The 17,817-nt window shown below is 65.2% G+C and carries 14 protein-coding genes; 11 read left to right on the forward strand and 3 right to left on the reverse strand.

Features of this window, described 5'->3' with window-relative positions; genetic code table 11:
• Window positions 1–11 precede the first annotated feature (11 nt).
• The 9 genes from ACVILL_RS20300 to ACVILL_RS20340 all read left to right on the forward strand — a co-directional run bounded on the left by ACVILL_RS20300 (window position 12) and on the right by ACVILL_RS20340 (window position 9,445).
• Window positions 12–1,193 carry an acyl-CoA dehydrogenase family protein gene (locus tag ACVILL_RS20300; protein WP_456730676.1) on the forward strand — a complete coding sequence of 394 codons (1,182 nt, stop codon included), beginning with the start codon at window positions 12–14 and terminating at the stop codon, window positions 1,191–1,193.
• Window positions 1,194–1,264: 71 nt separating this feature from the next.
• Window positions 1,265–2,392 (forward strand): acyl-CoA dehydrogenase family protein, encoded by a 1,128-nt coding sequence (locus ACVILL_RS20305; protein ID WP_456730677.1) that lies wholly within the window; start codon window positions 1,265–1,267, stop codon window positions 2,390–2,392.
• A 15-nt stretch (window positions 2,393–2,407) separates the two neighbouring features.
• Entirely contained in the window at window positions 2,408–3,595 is a 1,188-nt protein-coding gene (locus ACVILL_RS20310; protein ID WP_456730678.1) for an acetyl-CoA C-acyltransferase, read from the forward strand.
• Between the two features lie 21 nt (window positions 3,596–3,616).
• Entirely contained in the window at window positions 3,617–4,627 is a 1,011-nt protein-coding gene (locus tag ACVILL_RS20315; protein WP_456730679.1) for an NAD(P)H-dependent flavin oxidoreductase, read from the forward strand.
• Between the two features lie 10 nt (window positions 4,628–4,637).
• Complete coding sequence (locus ACVILL_RS20320) at window positions 4,638–5,411, forward strand: enoyl-CoA hydratase-related protein (protein ID WP_456730680.1); 774 nt, start codon at window positions 4,638–4,640, stop codon at window positions 5,409–5,411.
• A 41-nt stretch (window positions 5,412–5,452) separates the two neighbouring features.
• Window positions 5,453–6,613: an iron-containing alcohol dehydrogenase gene (locus ACVILL_RS20325; RefSeq protein WP_456730681.1), complete on the forward strand. Its 1,161-nt coding sequence runs from the start codon at window positions 5,453–5,455 to the stop codon at window positions 6,611–6,613.
• A 25-nt stretch (window positions 6,614–6,638) separates the two neighbouring features.
• On the forward strand, window positions 6,639–7,445 hold the full coding sequence (locus ACVILL_RS20330) for a glutathione S-transferase (protein ID WP_456730682.1): 807 nt from the start codon (window positions 6,639–6,641) through the stop codon (window positions 7,443–7,445).
• 39 nt (window positions 7,446–7,484) lie between these two features.
• Complete coding sequence (locus ACVILL_RS20335) at window positions 7,485–8,186, forward strand: SDR family NAD(P)-dependent oxidoreductase (protein WP_456730683.1); 702 nt, start codon at window positions 7,485–7,487, stop codon at window positions 8,184–8,186.
• A gap of 56 nt (window positions 8,187–8,242) precedes the next feature.
• Window positions 8,243–9,445, forward strand: coding sequence for an ABC transporter substrate-binding protein (locus tag ACVILL_RS20340; RefSeq protein WP_456730684.1), 1,203 nt, complete (start codon window positions 8,243–8,245; stop codon window positions 9,443–9,445).
• A gap of 22 nt (window positions 9,446–9,467) precedes the next feature.
• Here the strand turns inward: ACVILL_RS20340 and ACVILL_RS20345 are convergent, their stop codons facing one another.
• Window positions 9,468–11,024, reverse strand: a complete 1,557-nt coding sequence (locus tag ACVILL_RS20345; RefSeq protein ID WP_456730685.1) for a glucosamine inositolphosphorylceramide transferase family protein — start codon at window positions 11,022–11,024, stop codon at window positions 9,468–9,470.
• 15 nt (window positions 11,025–11,039) lie between these two features.
• Window positions 11,040–12,230: a glycosyltransferase family 4 protein gene (locus ACVILL_RS20350; RefSeq protein ID WP_456734308.1), complete on the reverse strand. Its 1,191-nt coding sequence runs from the start codon at window positions 12,228–12,230 to the stop codon at window positions 11,040–11,042.
• A 290-nt stretch (window positions 12,231–12,520) separates the two neighbouring features.
• Between ACVILL_RS20350 and ACVILL_RS20355 the strand changes: the two genes are divergently transcribed.
• A complete protein-coding gene (locus ACVILL_RS20355) occupies window positions 12,521–14,626 on the forward strand; it encodes a GumC family protein (RefSeq protein ID WP_456734309.1) in 2,106 nt (701 codons plus the stop codon).
• 116 nt (window positions 14,627–14,742) lie between these two features.
• Here the strand turns inward: ACVILL_RS20355 and ACVILL_RS20360 are convergent, their stop codons facing one another.
• Window positions 14,743–16,089, reverse strand: coding sequence for a lipopolysaccharide biosynthesis protein (locus tag ACVILL_RS20360; RefSeq protein WP_456730686.1), 1,347 nt, complete (start codon window positions 16,087–16,089; stop codon window positions 14,743–14,745).
• Between the two features lie 492 nt (window positions 16,090–16,581).
• Here ACVILL_RS20360 and ACVILL_RS20365 point away from each other — a divergent pair, with 492 nt between their 5' ends.
• Window positions 16,582–17,802, forward strand: a complete 1,221-nt coding sequence (locus ACVILL_RS20365) for an FAD-dependent oxidoreductase (RefSeq protein ID WP_456734310.1) — start codon at window positions 16,582–16,584, stop codon at window positions 17,800–17,802.
• Window positions 17,803–17,817 lie beyond the last annotated feature (15 nt).

The raw sequence follows: 17,817 nt of genomic DNA on the forward strand, positions 1-17,817 counted from the left end.
GAGCACGGCAGATGGAGCTCGCGCTATCCCCTGAAGATGCGGCATTTCGCGACGAGGTTCGCGCCTTCATCAAGGACAATTATCCGGCGGAGATGCGCGTCGCCAATCCGGAGACTGATCTCTCCAAGGAGCAGATGCTGCTGTGGCATCGCATCCTGCACGACAAGGGCTGGATCGCGCCGCTCTGGCCGAAGGAACATGGCGGGCCGGGCTGGTCGATCACCCGTCGCTTCATCTTCGAGCAGGAGACGACGCGCGCCGGCACCATGCCGCCGCTGGCGTTCAGCGTCACCATGGTTGGTCCCGTCATCTACACGTTCGGTAACGACGCGCAGAAGAAGAAATTCCTGCCGCGCATCCTGTCCGGCGAGGACTGGTGGTGCCAGGGTTATTCGGAGCCGGGCTCCGGCTCCGATCTCGCCACCGTCCGCACCAAGGCGGTGCGCGACGGCGATCATTACATCGTCAACGGCCACAAGACCTGGACCACGCTGGCGCAGCATGCGGACTGGATCTTCTGCCTGGTCCGCACCGATCCCACGGCCAAGCCGCAATCCGGCATCTCGTTCCTCCTGATCGACATGAAGTCGCCGGGCGTGACCGTCCGCCCGATCATCACCATCGACGGCTCGCACGAGGTCAATGACGTCTTCCTGGAGAACGTCCGCGTCCCCGCCGAGAATTTGATCGGCGAGGAAAACAAGGGCTGGACCTACGCCAAATTCCTGCTCGGCAATGAGCGCACCAGCATGGCCGGCATCGGCCGCTCGACGCGCTATCTCAACCGGCTGAAGAAGATCGTGAAGGCCGAGATCCCCGAAGACGATCCGGCACATCTCGAATTCATCAGGGATATCGCCCGCGTCGAGCTCGACGTGCTGGCATTGGAGGCGACCGAGCTTCGCGTCGTCGCGCAGATGGCGCGCGGCATCGATCCGGGTCCGGCCGCATCGCTGTTCAAGATCCGCGGCACCGAGATCTTCCAGGATATCACCGAGCTGACGCATCGGGCGATCGGCAACTATGGGCTTGCGATCCGCGAGCATCCGGTCAGCGCCAATCACTTCATGCCGGGCCCTGACTACGGCCACACCGCGTCGGAGAAGTATCTCAACTCGCGCAAGCTCTCGATTTACGGCGGATCGAACGAGATCCAGCGCAACATCATCGCCAAGGCGGTGCTTGGTCTCTAGGGCGCGATGCCCAAACAAGGACACAACGCGCGTCTCATCACGCTCTAGCAGCAGCGCAACGAGAGGATCGGATGGATATCCAGTTCACGGAAGAGCAGGAATTGTTGCGGTCCAGCGTCCAGCGGCTGCTGCGCGACCAGTATGATTTCGACGCCCGCCGCAAGATCGTCGCGAGCGAGGAGGGTCTTGGCCGCAAGCAGTGGGCCGAATTCGCCGAGCTCGGCCTGCTCGCCGCGCCGTTCTCGGAGGCCGCCGGCGGGCTCGGCGGCGGGCCGCTGTCGACCATGATCATCATGCAGGAGTTCGGCCGGCATCTCGTGGTCGAGCCGTTCCTCGAGACGGTCGTGGTGGCTGGCGGCCTGATCGAGCAGGCGGGTTCCGAGGCGCAGCAGCAGGCCTATATCGCCGACATCATCGCGGGATCGAAGCTCTGGGCGCTGGCCTGGACCGAGAAGGGCTCGCGCTTCGATCTTGCGACCGTCACGACCACGGCGCGCCGGGACGGTGACGACTATGTGCTGAGCGGGGAGAAGACCGCGGTCATCGCCGCGCCATGGGCGGACTACCTCATCGTCTCTGCGCGCACCTCGGGCCATCGTCACGATCGCGGCGGCGTCAGCCTGTTCGTCGTCGATCGCCGCGCCGCCAATCTCGACCTGCAGAGCTTCAGGACCATCGATGGCCGCCGCGCGGCAGAGATCAGCCTGCGCGGCGTGCGCGGGGAGTTGCTGGGCAAGGAAGGCGAGGGCGTCGCCGCGCTGGAGGCTTGCCGCAACCGCGCCATCGGCGCGCTCTGTGCCGAGGCGGTTGGCGCGATCGGCGAGCTGAATGACGCGACACTGGATTATTCCAAGACGCGCAAGCAGTTCGGTGTCACGATCGGCAGCTTCCAGGTGCTGCAGCACCGGATGGTCGACATGTTCATCGCGCATCAGGAAGCGCTATCCCTGATGCAGCACCTCAGCCTCAGCCTCAGGGACGACGAAGCCGGCGTCTCCCGGCTGGCGTCGGGTGCAAAATCCAAGATCGGCTATACCGGCAAGTTCGTGGCCGACCAGGCGGTGCAGCTGCACGGCGGCATGGGCATGACCGACGAGCTCAATGTCGGCCACTACTTCAAGCGGATTTCTTCCATCAACATCCAGTTCGGCGATCCCGCCTACCACGTGCTGCGCTATGCGCAGCTCGACGCGGCTTAATTCAGAGAGGCAAGCATGTCCCAGGATGCAGTCATCGTTTCCACCGCACGCACCGGCGTCGGCAAGGCCTATCGCGGCGCGCTCAACAACACCGACGGCCCGACCCTGGCCGGCCATGTGATGGCCGAAGCCGTGAAGCGCGCCGGCATCGCGCTGGGTGAGGTCGAGGACGTGGTGATGGGCTGCGCGATGCAGCAGGGCACCATGGTGATGAACGTCGCGCGCAAGGGCGCGATCCGCGCCGGACTTCCGGTCACCGTTGCCGGCACCACCATCGACCGGCAATGCGCCTCCGGCCTGCAGGCGATCGCGGTCGCCGCCCGCTCGGTGATGCTGGACGGCGTCGAGATCGCGATCGGCGGCGGCATCGAGTCGATCAGCCTGGTGCAGAACGAGCACATGAACCGGTTCCACGCCGTCGACGACGAGCTGATGGCGATGAAGCCCGAGATGTACATGTCGATGCTCGAGACCGCAGAGGTCGTCGCCGAGCGCTACGGGATCGGCCGCGACAAACAGGACGAATACAGCTTGGAGTGCCAGCGGCGCGTCGGCGCCGCCCTGCAGGGCGGCCGCTTCAACGATGAGATCGTGCCGTTCACGACCAAGATGGCCGTGGTCAACAAGGACACCAAGGAGGTCAGCTTCCAGCAGGTGACGCTGGCCAAGGACGAAGGCCCGCGGCCCGACACCACGGCGGAGGGGCTCGCCAAGATCAAGCCGGTGTTCGAGGGCAAGACCGTCAGCGCCGGCAATGCCAGCCAGCTCTCGGACGGCGCCTCGGCCTGCGTGATCATGAGCGACAGGATCGCCGCGCGGAAGGGGCTGAAGCCGCTCGGCATCTTCCGCGGCTTCGTCGCCGCCGGCGTCGAGCCGGACGAGATGGGCGTCGGCCCGGTTGCCGCGATCCCGCGGCTGCTGAAGCGGCATAATCTGAAGATCGACGACATCGATCTCTGGGAGCTCAACGAGGCCTACGCGGTGCAGGTGATCTATTGCCGCGACAAGCTCGGCATCGATCCGGAGACGCTCAACGTCAATGGCGGCTCGATCGCGATCGGCCATCCCTATGGCATGACGGGGGCGCGGCTCACCGGCCATCTGCTGATCGAGGGCCGGCGGCGCAAGGCGAAATACGGCGTCGTGACCATGTGCATCGGCGGCGGCATGGGCGCGGCCGGCCTGTTCGAAATCGTCCACTGACCGGCAACGCGGGAGACATCTGTGAAGACAGCAATCACTGAACTGTTCGGGATCCAGCATCCGATCATCCAGGGCGGCATGCACTATGTCGGCTTCGCGGAGATGGCGGCCGCGGTGTCCAATGCCGGCGGTCTCGGCATCATCACCGGCCTGACCCAGCGGACGCCGGAGCTGCTGGCCAAGGAAATCGCGCGCTGCCGCGACATGACCGACAAGCCGATCGGCGTGAACCTCACCTTCCTGCCGAGCTTCACCGCGCCGCCCTATCCGGAATATATCGCAGCGATCCGCGAGGGCGGCGTCAAGGCGGTGGAGACCGCGGGCCGCAGCCCCGAACAGTACATGCCGGCGCTGAAGGCCGCCGGCATCAAGGTGATCCACAAATGCACCTCGGTGCGGCACTCGCTGAAGGCCGAGAAGATCGGCTGCGATGCGGTCAGCGTCGACGGCTTCGAGTGCGGCGGACATCCCGGCGAGGACGACATCCCGAACATGATCCTGCTGCCGCGCGCGGCGGACGAGCTGACAATCCCGTTCGTCGCCTCGGGCGGCATGGCGGATGCGCGCAGCCTGGTCGCGGCGCTGTCGATGGGCGCCGCCGGCATGAATATGGGCACGCGTTTCATCGCGACCAAGGAAGCGCCTGTTCATCCCAATGTGAAGCAGGCGCTGCTCGATGCCGACGAGCTCGACACGCGTCTGGTGATGCGCGCGCTGCGCAATACCGAGCGGGTGCTGAAGAACAAGGGTGTCGATGAGCTGCTCGAGATCGAGCGCGAGAGGGGCGCCAAATTGAAGATCGAGGACATCCACGAGCAGGTCGCCGGTGTCTATCCCAAGGTGATGATCGAGGGCGAGATGGATGCCGGCGCCTGGAGCTGTGGCATGGTGGTCGGCCTGATCAACGACATCCCGACGGTCAAGGAGCTGATCGACCGCATCATGGCCGAGGCTGAGCAGATCATCCGGCAACGGCTGACCGGTTTCCTCGACGGCACATTCGAAACCAAGCGCGCCCGCGCGGTCGCCTGAGGAGATGGCCATGAAGGAACATGTCAAGGTTGAGATAGCCGGTGGCGTCATGACGCTGACGTTGCAACGGCCCGAGAAGAAGAACGCGCTGACCGGCGCCATGTATGACGCCATGTCGCACGCGTTGAAGCAGGCCGAGGCGGACCCATCCGTCCGCGTCATCCTGTTCCAGGGCGACGGCGACAGCTTTACCGCGGGCAATGACCTCGCTGATTTCGCGAGCCAGGCGCGTGGCGAGGCCGCGGTCGATAGCCCCGCGCACCGCTTCATCGAGACCATCAGCAAGGTCGGTAAGCCGCTGGTCGCGGCGGTGCAGGGCAATGCGGTCGGCGTCGGCACCACCATGCTACTGCATTGCGACCTGGTCTATCTCGCCGAGAATGCCCGGCTGATCACGCCGTTCGTCAATCTCGCGCTGGTGCCGGAGGCGGCGTCGAGCTGGCTGCTGCCGTTGCGGATCGGGCATGCGCGCGCCTATGCGATGTTCGCGCTCGGCGAGCCGATGGACGCGCAGGGCACGCTGGCATCGGGCCTCGCCAATGCCGTGGTGCCGCAGGCCGATCTGCGCAAGAAGGCGCATGACGCGGCGATCGCGCTGACCAAGCGGCCGGCGGGTTCGCTCGCCATGACCAAGCAGCTGATGCGCGAGCACCAGCGGATCGCGGCGCAGATCGCCGAGGAAGGCGTGCTGTTCAAGCAGCGGCTGACCACGCCCGAGGCGCGCGAGGCCTTTGCCGCCTTCGCCGAGCGGCGTCAGCCTGACTTCACCAAGCTGTCGGCCTGACCGGCGGCGTGACCCGCGGATACATCGAGGGAGTGCAAAGCATGGGCGTCACCGGCAGCCATCAATATCCCACCATGGAATCCGTGATCTACGGCAAGCCGGCGGCCGAGGCGTTGCGCGAGGAGGCCGAGCGGCTCGACGCCAGGCGCGTCCATCTGATCGCCAGCCGCACGCTGAACACCACGACCGACGAGGTCGAGAAGATCCGCAAGGCACTCGGCGATCGCCATGCTGCGACCTTCGACGGCGTGCCGCAGCACACCACGCGGGACGTGGTGACGCAGATCGCACGGCTGGCCAGCGATGCCAGGGCCGATCTCGTCGTTGCAATCGGCGGCGGCTCGGTGGTCGATGCGGCGAAGATCGTGCTGATGTGCATCGAGCACGCGATCTTCGAGCCGGCCGGGCTCGACGGTTTCGAGACTACGCCGGATCGCCGCTTCGGCCCGTTCCGGACGCCGAAGGTCCGGATGATCGCGATCCCCAGCACGCTCTCCGGCGGCGAGTACAATTCCGGTGCGCTGGTCACCGACACCAGCCGCAAGCTGAAGCAGATCTTCAACCACCCGATGATGATGCCGCGCAGCATCATCCTCGATCCGGCGATGACGAAGTACACGCCGGAGAAGCTCTGGCTCGGCTCGGGCACGCGCGCGATGGATCACGGCATCGAGGCGATCTGCTCCAGCCGGCCCAGTGTCCTGGTTGACGCAGTCTGCCAGCAGGGGCTGCGCTATCTGCACGACGGCCTGCTGCGCACCAAGGCCAATCCCGACGACGAAGCCGCGCGGCTGAATTGCCAGCTCGGCTCCTGGCTGTCGGCGTTCGGGTTGCAGTCGCGGGTGCCGATGGGCGCCAGCCACGCTATCGGCCATGTGCTGGGCGGCACCTGCGACGTCCCGCATTATTTCTGCACGGCGGTGATGATGCCGAGCGTGCTGCGCTACAACCGTCCGGCGACGGAGGCGGCCCAGCAATCGATCGCCGCCGCCCTCGGCGCGCCGGGGCGTGACGCCGGCGAGGCGTTTGCGGCGTTCATCGCGGAGCTCGGTCTGCCGCGGCGGCTTGCCGATGTCGGCGTCGGCGAAGACCGCTTCGAGCTGATCGGCAGGAACGCGATGCTGTCGATCTTCACACGGGCGAACCCGCAGCCGATCCGCGAGCCCGCTGACGTCGTCAAGATCCTGAAGCTGGCCGCCTGAGACAATAGCATTTGGAGCAGCCGCCATGGCCGCCTTGCGCATCTTCTCCTACATGCCGAACCCGCGGGTCTGGAAGGCAACCATCGCGGCCCGGTTCTGCGGCGTCGAGATCGAGGTCAGAGGCGCCTCGGGCAAGGAGTTGCGGGACTGGCTGTGGGATTACGATGCCCATCCACTGTCGGAGCAGGAGCGCGCTGAACTCGCCTCGCTCGCGCGGACCGGGAAGGTCGGCCTGACCGGCGCGCAGCTATACAAGACCGATGCGTTCATGGCGGCGCATCCGTTCGGCAATGTGCCCGCCGCGTTCGGCGCCGACGGCAAGGTCGGAATCTTCGAATCCAACAGCATCATGCGCGCGGTGGCGCGGCTCGGCGAGGCGGCGTTCCCGCTCTACGGGCGTGACGCCTACGAGGCATCAAGGATCGACAGCTTTCTCGATGTCAGCCTGGTGTTCGCGCGCGACACCCAGATCTATCTGCTCGCACTGTCGGGCGGCACAGTCGACGCAGCCATTCATGCCCGCGCCAGGGATGCGTTCTCGATCTATGCGTCCGGGATCGAGCAGGCGCTGTCGCCGCGGCGCGAGACGCTGGTCGGGGACGGCATCTCGATTGCCGACATCTGCTTTGCCGCCGAGCTCGCGCTGTTCATGAACGAGTACGGGCGGAGCGAGCAATTGGACAAGCAGGGATTGACCAGGATCCTGCATCCCGGGGTGCAGGATGTGTATCCGCTGATGTTCGCTCACTTTGCCCGGCTGGTCGCGCACGCGCATTTTGCGCCGGACCTCAAGCCTTATGTCGAGAAGCTGCGATCGAAGGCAGCGGCCTGACCATGACACCTGCTGGCTCTAACGCGGAGGATTGATCGCATGTCCGCACCCGTCTGTCTGATATCCGGCGTTGGACCCGGCACCGGCTCGGCGCTCGCCAGGAGGTTTGCAGAAGGCGGCTATCGCGTCGCGCTGCTTGCGAGGAACGAGGAGCGGCTCGCCGCGCTCGCGCAGCAGCTGCCCAGCGCAAAGGCCTATCGCTGCGACGTGTCCGATCCCGCGCAGGTCGAAAACGTGGCATCGGCCGTGGAGCGCGACCTCGGCAGTCCCAATGTTGTGATCCACAACGCCGTCGGCGGCGCGTTCGGCACCTTCCGCGAGATCGATCCGCAGATTCTCAATCGCAACTTCCAGGTCAACACGATGGGCCTGCTGTACCTGGCCAGGCGGTTTGCCCCGGCGATGGTCAGCGCCGGCAAGGGCGCCATCGTCGCGAGCGGCAACACGTCGGCGCTGCGCGGCAAAGCCGGCTTCGCGGGCTTCGCGCCGACCAAGGCGGCGCAGCGGATCCTCGCCGAGGCAATGGCGCGCGATCTTGGGCCGCACGGCGCGCACGTCGCCTATGTCGTGATCGATGCGGTGATCGATCTGGAATGGACGCGGAAGCGCTGGCCGGAGCGGCCGGACGACTTCTTCATCAAGCCGAAGGCGATCGCGGACGAGATCTGGCACGTCACCCACCAGGACCGCTGCGCGTGGTCGTTCAATGTCGAGATCAGACCGTTCGGCGAAGTCTGGTAGGCGCTGCGCGGCGTTGGCAACAGCCGATCAATTCATAAAGGCCAAGGGGGAATTCGATGTCTTTGAGGAAGCTTGCGGTATCCGTTGCAATGCTCGTCGCGTTTGCTGCCGCTCCGGTCCGCGCTGAAACGCCGGGTATCTCGGAATCGGAGATCAAGGTCGGCGCGACATTTCCGTTCAGCGGCCCGGCATCGCCGCTCAGCAATACCGGCAAGGGCCTGATCGCCTACGTCCATTCCGTCAATGACCGCGGCGGCGTCAACGGGCGCAAGATCAACCTGATTACCTACGATGACGCCTATTCGCCGCCCAAGGCGGTGGAGCAGACCCGGAAGCTGATCGAGAGCGACGAGGTGGCGTTCCTGTTCAGCCCACTCGGCACACCCGGCATCGGCGCGACCATCAAATACGTCACCGCGAAAAAGGTGCCGCACCTGTTCGTCGTCAGCGGCGTGACCAAGTTTGCCAACTTCAGCGAGTTTCCGCTGACCACCACGGGACTGCCGAGCTACAACACCGAAGGGAAGATCTACGCCAAGTACATCACGCAGACGGCGCCCGATGCGAAGATCGCGATCCTCTACCAGAACGACGATCTCGGCCGCGACTTCGTCACCGCGTTCAAGGAAACCCTGAAGGCCGACTTCGACAAGAAGGTGGTGACGTCTCCCTATGAGGTCACCGAGCCGACGATCGAATCCCGCGTGGTGACGCTGAAGGCATCGGGCGCGCAGGCATTCCTGATCGCCGGCACGCCGAAATTCGCCGCCCAGGCGATCAAGAAGGCGAGCGAGATCGGCTGGACGCCGCTCACCATCGTCAATTACGTGTCGAGCTCGGTCTCCGCCACCATCGTGCCGGCCGGGGCGGACAAGGCGGTGGGCGTCGTGGTCGCAACCATCACCAAGGATCCGAACGACAAGAAGTGGGCCGACGATCCCGGCATGAAGTGGTACCGTGCGCACTTCGAGAAATATCTTCCCGGCGCCGACATCGGCGACAACAACTATCTGTTCGGCACCCAGCAGGGCCAGATCCTGGAGCAGGTTCTCAAGCAATGCGGCGACGACCTGTCGCGCGAGAACATCGTCAAGCAGGCGCGCAACATCAAGGGGCTGGTGCTGCCGACCTTGATGCCGGGCATTACGATCAACACCGGTCCCGACAACAGCATGGCCTACACGCAGCTTCAGCTGCAACGCTGGACCGGAAGCTCGTGGGAACAGTTCGGCGGCGTGTTGAGCGCCGACACGAACTGAGCTAGTCCATCGCGTCAACGCGCTAGTGCAGCCGACGCGCCACCGGCTTCACCAGCGCGCTGCGCCAATCCCATTGCGATGATCGGTCGCCCGACCGGAGGCTGGCCATGAAGGCCGTGGTCTTCGGCTGGACCCGCGATCCGTCGATCACCTCGAGCTGGCCGCACCGGTTGAGGGTGTGCAGCTTGCGTCCGGTCCACAGCGGCCCGGGCTTGAGCAGGTGGCGGACCGCCTGCCGGTACGTCGTCGGCGACAGTTCGAGCACTTCCGCGAGTCCGAGCGCCGCGCCGTATCCGTTGGTGCAGTCCTGCACCGGCCGCCACAGTCCGCCGTTGACGGTCACGAAGTTTCCGGCCGGCCGCGTGGTGGCGCGATCCATCAGCACCGGATTGCTTGCGTGTGGGAGCCATGGTCCGAACAGCCGCTCGGCGTAGTAGATCGCCAGCGTGTCGGAATATCCGCCGGTGCCGTCGCGCCAGGCGCCGAACATGTAGTAGAGGCCATCGCGCTGCGTGATCGTCACGTCGGCAAGTTCGAGCCCGGTCAGCAGCGTTGAGTGACGCTCCCACTTGTCCGGAAAGCGGATGCATTTGTAGAGCGGAACGTCGCGGTGCCCGGTGCTTTCCGGGATCATCCAGAGTTCGCCGTCGCTCTCGATCATGAACGGGTAGGACAAGTGCCAGGGTTCTTCCAGCACCGGCAGCACCTCGCCGACCGGGCCCTTACCGTCGAATTCGATGGCGGAGATGGTGCCCTTGCCGACCCGGTGGTCGAGGTCCTCGAAGAAGACGAAGGTTCGACCCTGCCATTTCACCGGGACGGGATCGGCATAGAAGTGGTTGCCGGGATCGCCGAGCACGTTCCAGGCCGGGCCGGACAGGTCACCGCTGCGCCAGATATCCGCGTTCTCGGCGAAGCGCCAGCCGACATGCCAATGCGGCGCATAGCAGCACAGGCGATAGATCTCCTTCGCGATCGAAGTCGCCACGCCACGCAAGACAAAGGGTGCCGGATTCGGTGCTGCGCTGCCGTTCGCCGGAACAGCCAGTTGCGGCACCAGCCGCGGAGCCCCCGACAGGATCGGCGGCAGCATGGACAGCGTGCGTGCCATGACGGCTTCGAGCCCGCCGCTCAGGCCGGCTGCGGTTTCCGCGGAGGGGTGGCCGCGGTCCACGACCGTGCCGTCGAGCTCATTGACGATTTCGATCACCGGCAGGTCGCCGGCGAGAATGGCCGCCAGCGCGGCATTCTCCCCCGCGTGTCCGTTGAACCGTGGACGGAGATAGAGCCTGGCCGAGCAATCCGGATCGCGCTCGGCGCTGGTGAAGTCGACCACCGCGTCGGGGTTGCCCGCGCGCGGCCGCTCCGGGATCGCCTTCAGCCTGTCGGCACCGCCGGCCTTGCCCTTGCGCAGCACGATGCGCTCGAGCTCGAACAGCATGTCGAGACCGGCGGGGCGCGGCGCCGGCGTCGTGGTCCAGGTGATTTGAACGGGAATATCCTGATCGTTGATGTGCAGTGACTCACGGCACATCCAGAGCCGCGCCTGCTCACGATCGCAGCGAAACTCGATAATCATAGCCAGCCCAACTTCCTACTGCGCGTGCGCTCCGACGGCGTTGCCGAGAATGCGGACGTATTCCTCTATCATGGCATCCAAAGAATAACGCGACTTCAGACCCACGGCGCTTTGCCGCAGCTGGTCGCTCAACGAACGATCTGTCAGCACCTTCGACACGGCGGCCGAGAATTCGGCCTCGTCGGCGGCGTCGACGAACACTGCCGCAGGCCGTCCCTGGTAGGACAGCACCTCGCGCAGCACGGGAAGATCGTTGACGACGCAGGGAATGCCGGCGCTCGCGGCTTCGACCGCCGCGAGGCCGAATGTCTCGGCCTGCGTGGGGAAGACGAAGACATCGAGGCAGGCCAGAAAATCGGCCATCTGGCGCGGTGGAATCTCGCCGATGAAGTGCAGCCGGTCCGTGACATCAAGCTCGGCCGCCAGGGCTCTCAACCGCGCCTCGTCAGCACCCTGACCGGCGAGAGCAAGGTGCCAGGACGGGTCGGCCGACATCAGGCGAATGGCCGCATCGAGCCGCTTGTGCGGGTGCAGCCGCGCCGCGCAGCCGAGCAGGGTGCGATCCGCCGGCAGCCTGAACTGCTGCCGTGCAACGTCTTTCGGCAGGCTGTCCGACTTGTCGTCGAAGCCATGCGGGACGTGCTTCATCCGCGCGCGATAGGGCGCGGGATAGCGGGCGTATTCCCGCTCCATGTCGCGCGAATTCAGCGTGATGCACTGGAAGAAACCGGCAGAGCCCATGACGATGTCGGCGGCGCGCACCGGCATGCTCATCGACAGCGCCGAGGAGACCTGGTTGGCGATCACAGGCGCGCGGCTGACGAGGCGCGACACGCCGCCGCCGATCACATTGCCGAAGTGCTGGAAGGTGAGGACGACGTCCGGCCTGATGGTCCTGAGATGGCCGGCGAGCGTCCACAGCATCCGCATCAGCGCCACCGGATTTCCCGGGCGGGTCTGCGCGCAATAGAACGTATTGGGCGGCTCGTCGAACGAGTCCGATTTGCGGAAGAAGAACAGGTTGCTGACGTGATAGCCGCGCGCGGTGAGGCCGGCGCCGAGCAGCCGCGATATCTCCTGCGCGCCGGCGTTCTCGGCCTGGGTCTGCACCAGGACGACGCGCAGCTTCGGCTTGCTCTCGTTCGGTCGATCGCCCGATGCGGTCGATGCCTCGCGCAATTCTGTGCTTGGTGAATAATGCAGCACGGATTCCTCACCCGTCGAGGGAGTGGACTCGCCTCCCTCATTTTTGCGCGCGTATTTATCACGCGAAGCGTGCTCGTACACCGAGTAGCGCGTGTTGAGGTTACTGCTCATTTAGTGCGATCAGACATTGCCAGCAATCGAGAGTCATTGTCTCACACATAGGGTACAACCGCCTCGTTAACTAATTGGTTACGGCCGCGCCAGGAGGGGGTAACCGCAGATTAACCATAGATATTTACGTTGGAGCAGGCGCCGAACGGTGCCGTCAGTTGAATTTGAGTCAGAACCTCATGAAGTTCGGTAGCCGCGTAGGCCCGAGACGTTCCGAAGTCACGGAACCCGCAGCGTCGTGGGAAACGGCCGGCGTGCCGACGAGCCAATCTTCCGCGGAAACCACCAAAGGCATGCTAAGCATTCCCGGCGTGGTGGCTTTTTTCCGCGAGAACGGTCAACGCATCCTGATGCTGGCCGCGATCATCTTCGCGATCGGTGTCATCCTGTTGATGCTGGTCCCGGCGCGCTACGCGGCGACCGCGCTCGTCGTCGTCGACCCGCGCGAGCAGCGGGTGACCGCGGATCAGGACGTCCTGCCGGGCATCGGCCAAGATGCCGCAGCACTGCAAAGCTACGTCGAGATCGCCAAATCCGATGGATTTCTCGGGCCGCTGATCGACCAGCTCAAGATCGCCGAGGACAGCGACATCGCGGGCGGCCGGACCGATCCCACGCGCCTGCTCGAGCGGTTTCGCAACCGGCTCGATATCTCCAGGCGCGGATTGACCTATGTCATCGCCATCAAGTTCACGTCCAACAACCCGCAGCGCGCGGCGTACTACGCCAACGCGGTGGCCGAGGCGTTCGTCGCCAGCCAGCGCGGAACCCGCAGCGTGGCGACCGACGAGGCCGCCGACTGGCTGAAGAGCCGACTCAAGACATTGAACGACCGGCTGCGGTCGTCGGAAGATGCCGTTGCCAAGTTCAAGCTCGAGCACCGGATCGTCAACGCCGGCAAGGAATCGACCACGCAGCAATTGCGCGTGACCGACCTCACACAGCAGGTCGCCGCCGCGCGTGCCCGCACCGAGGAGGCCAAGGCGCGCTACGAGCAATCGCAGCGCGACCTGAAGGCGAATGTCGACGGGCCGGTCAAGCAGGATCTCTTGAGCGCGCTGCGCGCCCAGCGCTCCACGCTCAACGACCAGATCGCGCAGAAGCGCGCGGTGCTCGGCGACCGTCATCCCGACCTCGTGGTATCGCTCAGCCAGTTGAACGACCTCAACCGGCAGATCGAGATCGAGCGCAAGAAGAGCATCGACACCGCGAAGTCCGAATACGACGCCCAGCGCGACCAGCAGAAGGCGCTCGAGGATCAGCTGAAGGCGGCCGAGCAGCAGATCCTGGTCGACGGTCAGGCGCTCGTTAAGCTGCAGGATCTGCAGCGCGACGCCGATGCCAACAAGAACATCTACGAGCAGTTCCTCTCGCGCTACAAGACGACCGACGAGCAGCGGCTGCTGCAGAGCTCGCAAACCAAGGTCGCATCGCCTGCGACGCCGCCGGTGCGCTCGACGCTTCCGCCGCTTCCGCTGCTGCTCGCCGTGCTCGCGATCGTCTCGCTGCTGACCTCGACCGCGATCGTCGCCGTTCCCGGTCTGAATCTGAAGCAGCTCCCAATCAAGACCATTCCGCCGCCGCGTCGTGCCGAGACGCCCGCTCCGGCGCCGGCCGCGCCGCAACCTGCATTGCCGCCGGGCATGCCGGTGCTGGCCCGCATTCCCAACATGGTATCATCAGATGCCGTCCGGAGCGTCTGGCAGACCCCGATCTCGGCGGTGGCCGAGCCCGATCTCAGTCCGCATCTTCAGCTCTTGATCGAGAACATCGAGCGGCTTCCGGGGGACCACGGCAAGGTGGCGCTGCTGCTGTCGGTCGAGGCCGGCGCGGGCGGCAGCACCGTCGCTCGCTCGCTCAACCGCTCCGCCGTGAAGAACGGGATGCTCAGCGTTCTGATCGAGGTGGAAGCCAGGCGCGCCGACACCGCGGCGACGCAAGGCTCGGGGATCATCAAGACGGACCTGCCGTCGGTCGTCGAGCTGCTGGGCGCCAGCAGCAAGGCGCCGCCCTATCCGCCGGATGACATTCGCGCCGATTTCGGCCTGATCATCGTCGATGCATCGTCGTTTGCCATGCAGCCGGCCGCGGTGGCGCTGGCCGCCCATGCCGACCTGGTGATCCTCGTGGTTCGCGAGGGCGCCGCCAACCCGGTTGCGATCGGCAAGGCGCGAACCGACCTGTCCGGCTTCGGTTCGGTCCCGATCGCATTGGTCGTCAATCGCGTGACGGTCGACGCCGCGGTTCGCAGTCCGCAGGGCGCCGCTCTGGGATTGGCAAGCTGAAGGCGGGCTGAGGTCCTAGAGCCTGATCCGGAAGAGTGCGAAGCGGTTCTCCGAAAAGATCATGCTTAAGCAAGAACCCAAGGCGCGATGACGATTCAAGCTGATCTCATCGCGCCCTAGTCGTTGCTGTCGGCAACGCGGACGGCGTAGGCGCCGCCCTTCGACGACCACAGATGCGACAGCACCAGAATTGACGGGTCGACGCCGGTGCGCCGGCGGCACAGCACGTTGAGCGCGATGGTGGCGAGCATCAGGGAAACCGTCGCCGAGATCGCCGCACCCAGCACGCCGAGCCAGGGGATCAGCACGACGAAGCCCACCAGCCGCAACGCCACGTTGGCGGCGACGACAGGAACATAATCGCGCTCGTGCCCGGTGAGTTGCAGGACCGCGGCGGACGGCCCGCCCGCCGCCTGGAACGCCGTTCCGATTGCGAGCACGATCAGCACCCACTGCTGCGCGGCGAAGTGCGGCCCGAACAGGCCGAGAAGATAGGGAGCGCCAATCCAGACGATGACGAGGCCGCTGAGCACGCAGAGCGCGGTGACCTCGGCCATCAGCTTCAGCGTATGCTCGAGCTCGACGTGGTTCTTGCTGAAATACAGCGACGGAAGCCGCCGTGCGCCGAACGTGTAAAGCGCGGCCGAGAGCATCGCGAAGAGGTTCGCCAGGCGTGAGGCCGCGAAGTAAACGCCGGCCGTGGCCGGATCCAGCATCCAGTAGACCAGGATGACGTCGAAATACTGATTGGCCGCTTCGAGAATGGAGGAGAGCCAGAAGCGGAATGCACTCCGGTTCCAGCGCGAGGTCTCGAACCGCGCCGTGACCGCGCGCAGGTTCGGCAGCACGCGCACGATCGAGACGATCTGCACGACCAGCCCGAGCGCCATGGCGACCGTCATTGCGCTGAACAATTCGGTTGGGGTGAGCTGCCGGTGGCCGAACAGCACGGCGATCAGGACCAGGACGACGGCAACGCGCCAGAAGAACTCCCGATTGCCTTCGCCCATCAGGATGCTGACCAGGGAGCGCGCGATCTGGCTGCCGAGCATCAGGCCGGCATTGACGGCAGTGAACGCCGAGACCGAGAGGATCAGCAGCCACCACTCGCCGCGAATGCCTGCCGCCGCCGCGATTGCGGCAATCGAAATCAGCATCCCGATCGCGGAGTACTTCAAGCTCGACAGCAGCACGCCCTTGGTGAAATCGGCCTGACCGCGCACCTCATACTCATTGAGGAAGCGAACCAGCAGCAATTCCTGGCCGACCAGGCCCACCACCGAGGCGATCTGGGCGACCGAAAGCAGGGTCGCGAAGTTTCCAAACGCGTCGGGCGTCATCGCCCGCGCGGCCAGCGAAAACAACGCGAACGCGAGCCCGCCGCTGCCAACCTTCAGCAGGATGGTCCCGGCAACGCCGCGCGTGACGTCGCGCCGGAGCAGTTGAAGAACAGAGGCAATCACCAGAGACGTCTCAATATCCAGTCAGGCTGTTGACCGTAGCAATCGGTGAAGTCTGGAGTGTTAATGTTCTCTTGCTAAGATTCCGTTCCTTCCGCATGGCGCCCAGGTTCCCTGCAACTGTGAACCCGGCCGACGGGTCGCGCTGCTGCTCCATTCTGGAACGTTGCCGACCGCGCTGTCTCCAAACGGTGCAGACCGGATTTTGCTCCGGCGCTCGGACCGGCGGCATCGGCCGGGCCGGTCGAGGCCGGGTTTGCGCGTCAGCGGCAGTCATCGAAGCTCCACGGCCAGGCAATTGCCCCGCCGTTCTGCTGCGGAGGCTCCAAGAGATCAGTTTCATGAGCATTTTTGGTGCAAGTCGTGTGCCGAACACCTGCTGGTCGCAGTCCAGGTGATCTCGTTAACCTCAACGATCGAACGCGTTCCGCAAGGCCGCGGGGCAGGCAAGGAAATTGCAGTCCTGCGGCCAATTAGCCGTTCGGAGCGGACATGATGATTGCCGAGGAAAGCACGACCCAGCCGATCGCGACCCGCGAGGCTGACATGATTGAAACGGATGTCGCCATCGTCGGCGCCGGTCTGGCAGGCTCGCTCGCGAGAGCCGTGCTCGCCCGTGCCGGCTACCGGGTCGTCCTGCTCGACAAGCGCTCGATCCCGCCGGATGAATTCCGCGTCGAGAAGATCGCCGGGCGGCAGATCGACATCCTGCGCCGCCTCGGCTTCATCGACGACGTCGAGGCCGTCGCCTCGTCCTACGACCGGGTGCTCAACATCAGGGGCGGCCGGCTGGTCGATATCGGCGTCGGCCGGTCCTACGGGATTTCCTATGCCAATCTCGTCGACATGGCCCGCGGCCTGACGCCCGAAGCGTCGACCTTCCTGCTCGACCAGGTGACCAATGTCAGCTGCAGCGAGGATCGCCAGCAACTGACGCTGGCCTCCGGAAAGCGCGTCGTCTCGCGCCTGGTCATTCTGGCGACCGGCATGGCGGGCGCGCTCGGCTACAATCTCGGCATGCGCCGGCAGATGATTGCCGCGCGCCACTCGGTCACGTTCGGCTTCACGATCGCGCGGCCGGATAATGCGCCGTTCGGCTTCGATGGCCTGACCTGCTACGGCAAGGAGGTGGCCGACGGCGTCGACTATCTCAGCCTGTTTCCGATGTCGGGCGGCATGCGGGCGAACCTGTTCATGTTCCGCGATCCGACCGATCCGATCATGCGCGAGCTGCGCCGCGACACCAGGCGGACGCTGCTTCGCCTGATGCCGGGATTGCAGCCCTATCTCGGTGATTTCCAGATCGTCGGCCGGGTGCACAACTGGGTCATGGACCTGTCCGTGGCAGAAGGCCATCTGCAGCCGGGCGTCGTGCTGATCGGCGATGCGTTTCAGACCAACTGTCCCGCGGCCGGAACCGGCGTCAGCCGCCTGCTGGTGGATGTCGAGCGTCTCTGCACCGAGTATGTGCCGCGCTGGCTCGAGACCGACGGCATGGGCACGGAGAAGATCGCACAGTTCTATTCCGATCGGGACAAGCTCGCCGCCGACCAGCACTCGCTGCAACTGGCGCGCTACCGGCAGGCGTTGACCGCGAACACCGATGTACGCTGGACCATGCAGCGGAAGCTGCACTTCCTGCGCCGCATGGTCACGCATCAGGTGGACCGGATTCATCCGGGATGGGTCATGCGCGTTCGTAGCGCGCTCCGGTAAGTGCGATAGCCGATT

This window comes from Bradyrhizobium sp. USDA 3364, assembly GCF_054056355.1.

Excerpts from the sequence above, each read along its gene's own strand:
- ACVILL_RS20300 (WP_456730676.1), top strand. The coding sequence starts at position 12 with ATGGAGCTCGCGCTATCCCCTGAAGATGCGGCATTTCGCGACGAGGTT.
- ACVILL_RS20305 (WP_456730677.1), top strand. The coding sequence starts at position 1,265 with ATGGATATCCAGTTCACGGAAGAGCAGGAATTGTTGCGGTCCAGCGTC.
- ACVILL_RS20310 (WP_456730678.1), top strand. The coding sequence starts at position 2,408 with ATGTCCCAGGATGCAGTCATCGTTTCCACCGCACGCACCGGCGTCGGC.
- ACVILL_RS20320 (WP_456730680.1), top strand. The coding sequence starts at position 4,638 with ATGAAGGAACATGTCAAGGTTGAGATAGCCGGTGGCGTCATGACGCTG.
- ACVILL_RS20325 (WP_456730681.1), top strand. The coding sequence starts at position 5,453 with ATGGGCGTCACCGGCAGCCATCAATATCCCACCATGGAATCCGTGATC.
- ACVILL_RS20330 (WP_456730682.1), top strand. The coding sequence starts at position 6,639 with ATGGCCGCCTTGCGCATCTTCTCCTACATGCCGAACCCGCGGGTCTGG.
- ACVILL_RS20335 (WP_456730683.1), top strand. The coding sequence starts at position 7,485 with ATGTCCGCACCCGTCTGTCTGATATCCGGCGTTGGACCCGGCACCGGC.
- ACVILL_RS20340 (WP_456730684.1), top strand. The coding sequence starts at position 8,243 with ATGTCTTTGAGGAAGCTTGCGGTATCCGTTGCAATGCTCGTCGCGTTT.
- ACVILL_RS20345 (WP_456730685.1), bottom strand. The coding sequence starts at position 11,024 with ATGATTATCGAGTTTCGCTGCGATCGTGAGCAGGCGCGGCTCTGGATG.
- ACVILL_RS20355 (WP_456734309.1), top strand. The coding sequence starts at position 12,521 with ATGAAGTTCGGTAGCCGCGTAGGCCCGAGACGTTCCGAAGTCACGGAA.
- ACVILL_RS20365 (WP_456734310.1), top strand. The coding sequence starts at position 16,582 with ATGATTGCCGAGGAAAGCACGACCCAGCCGATCGCGACCCGCGAGGCT.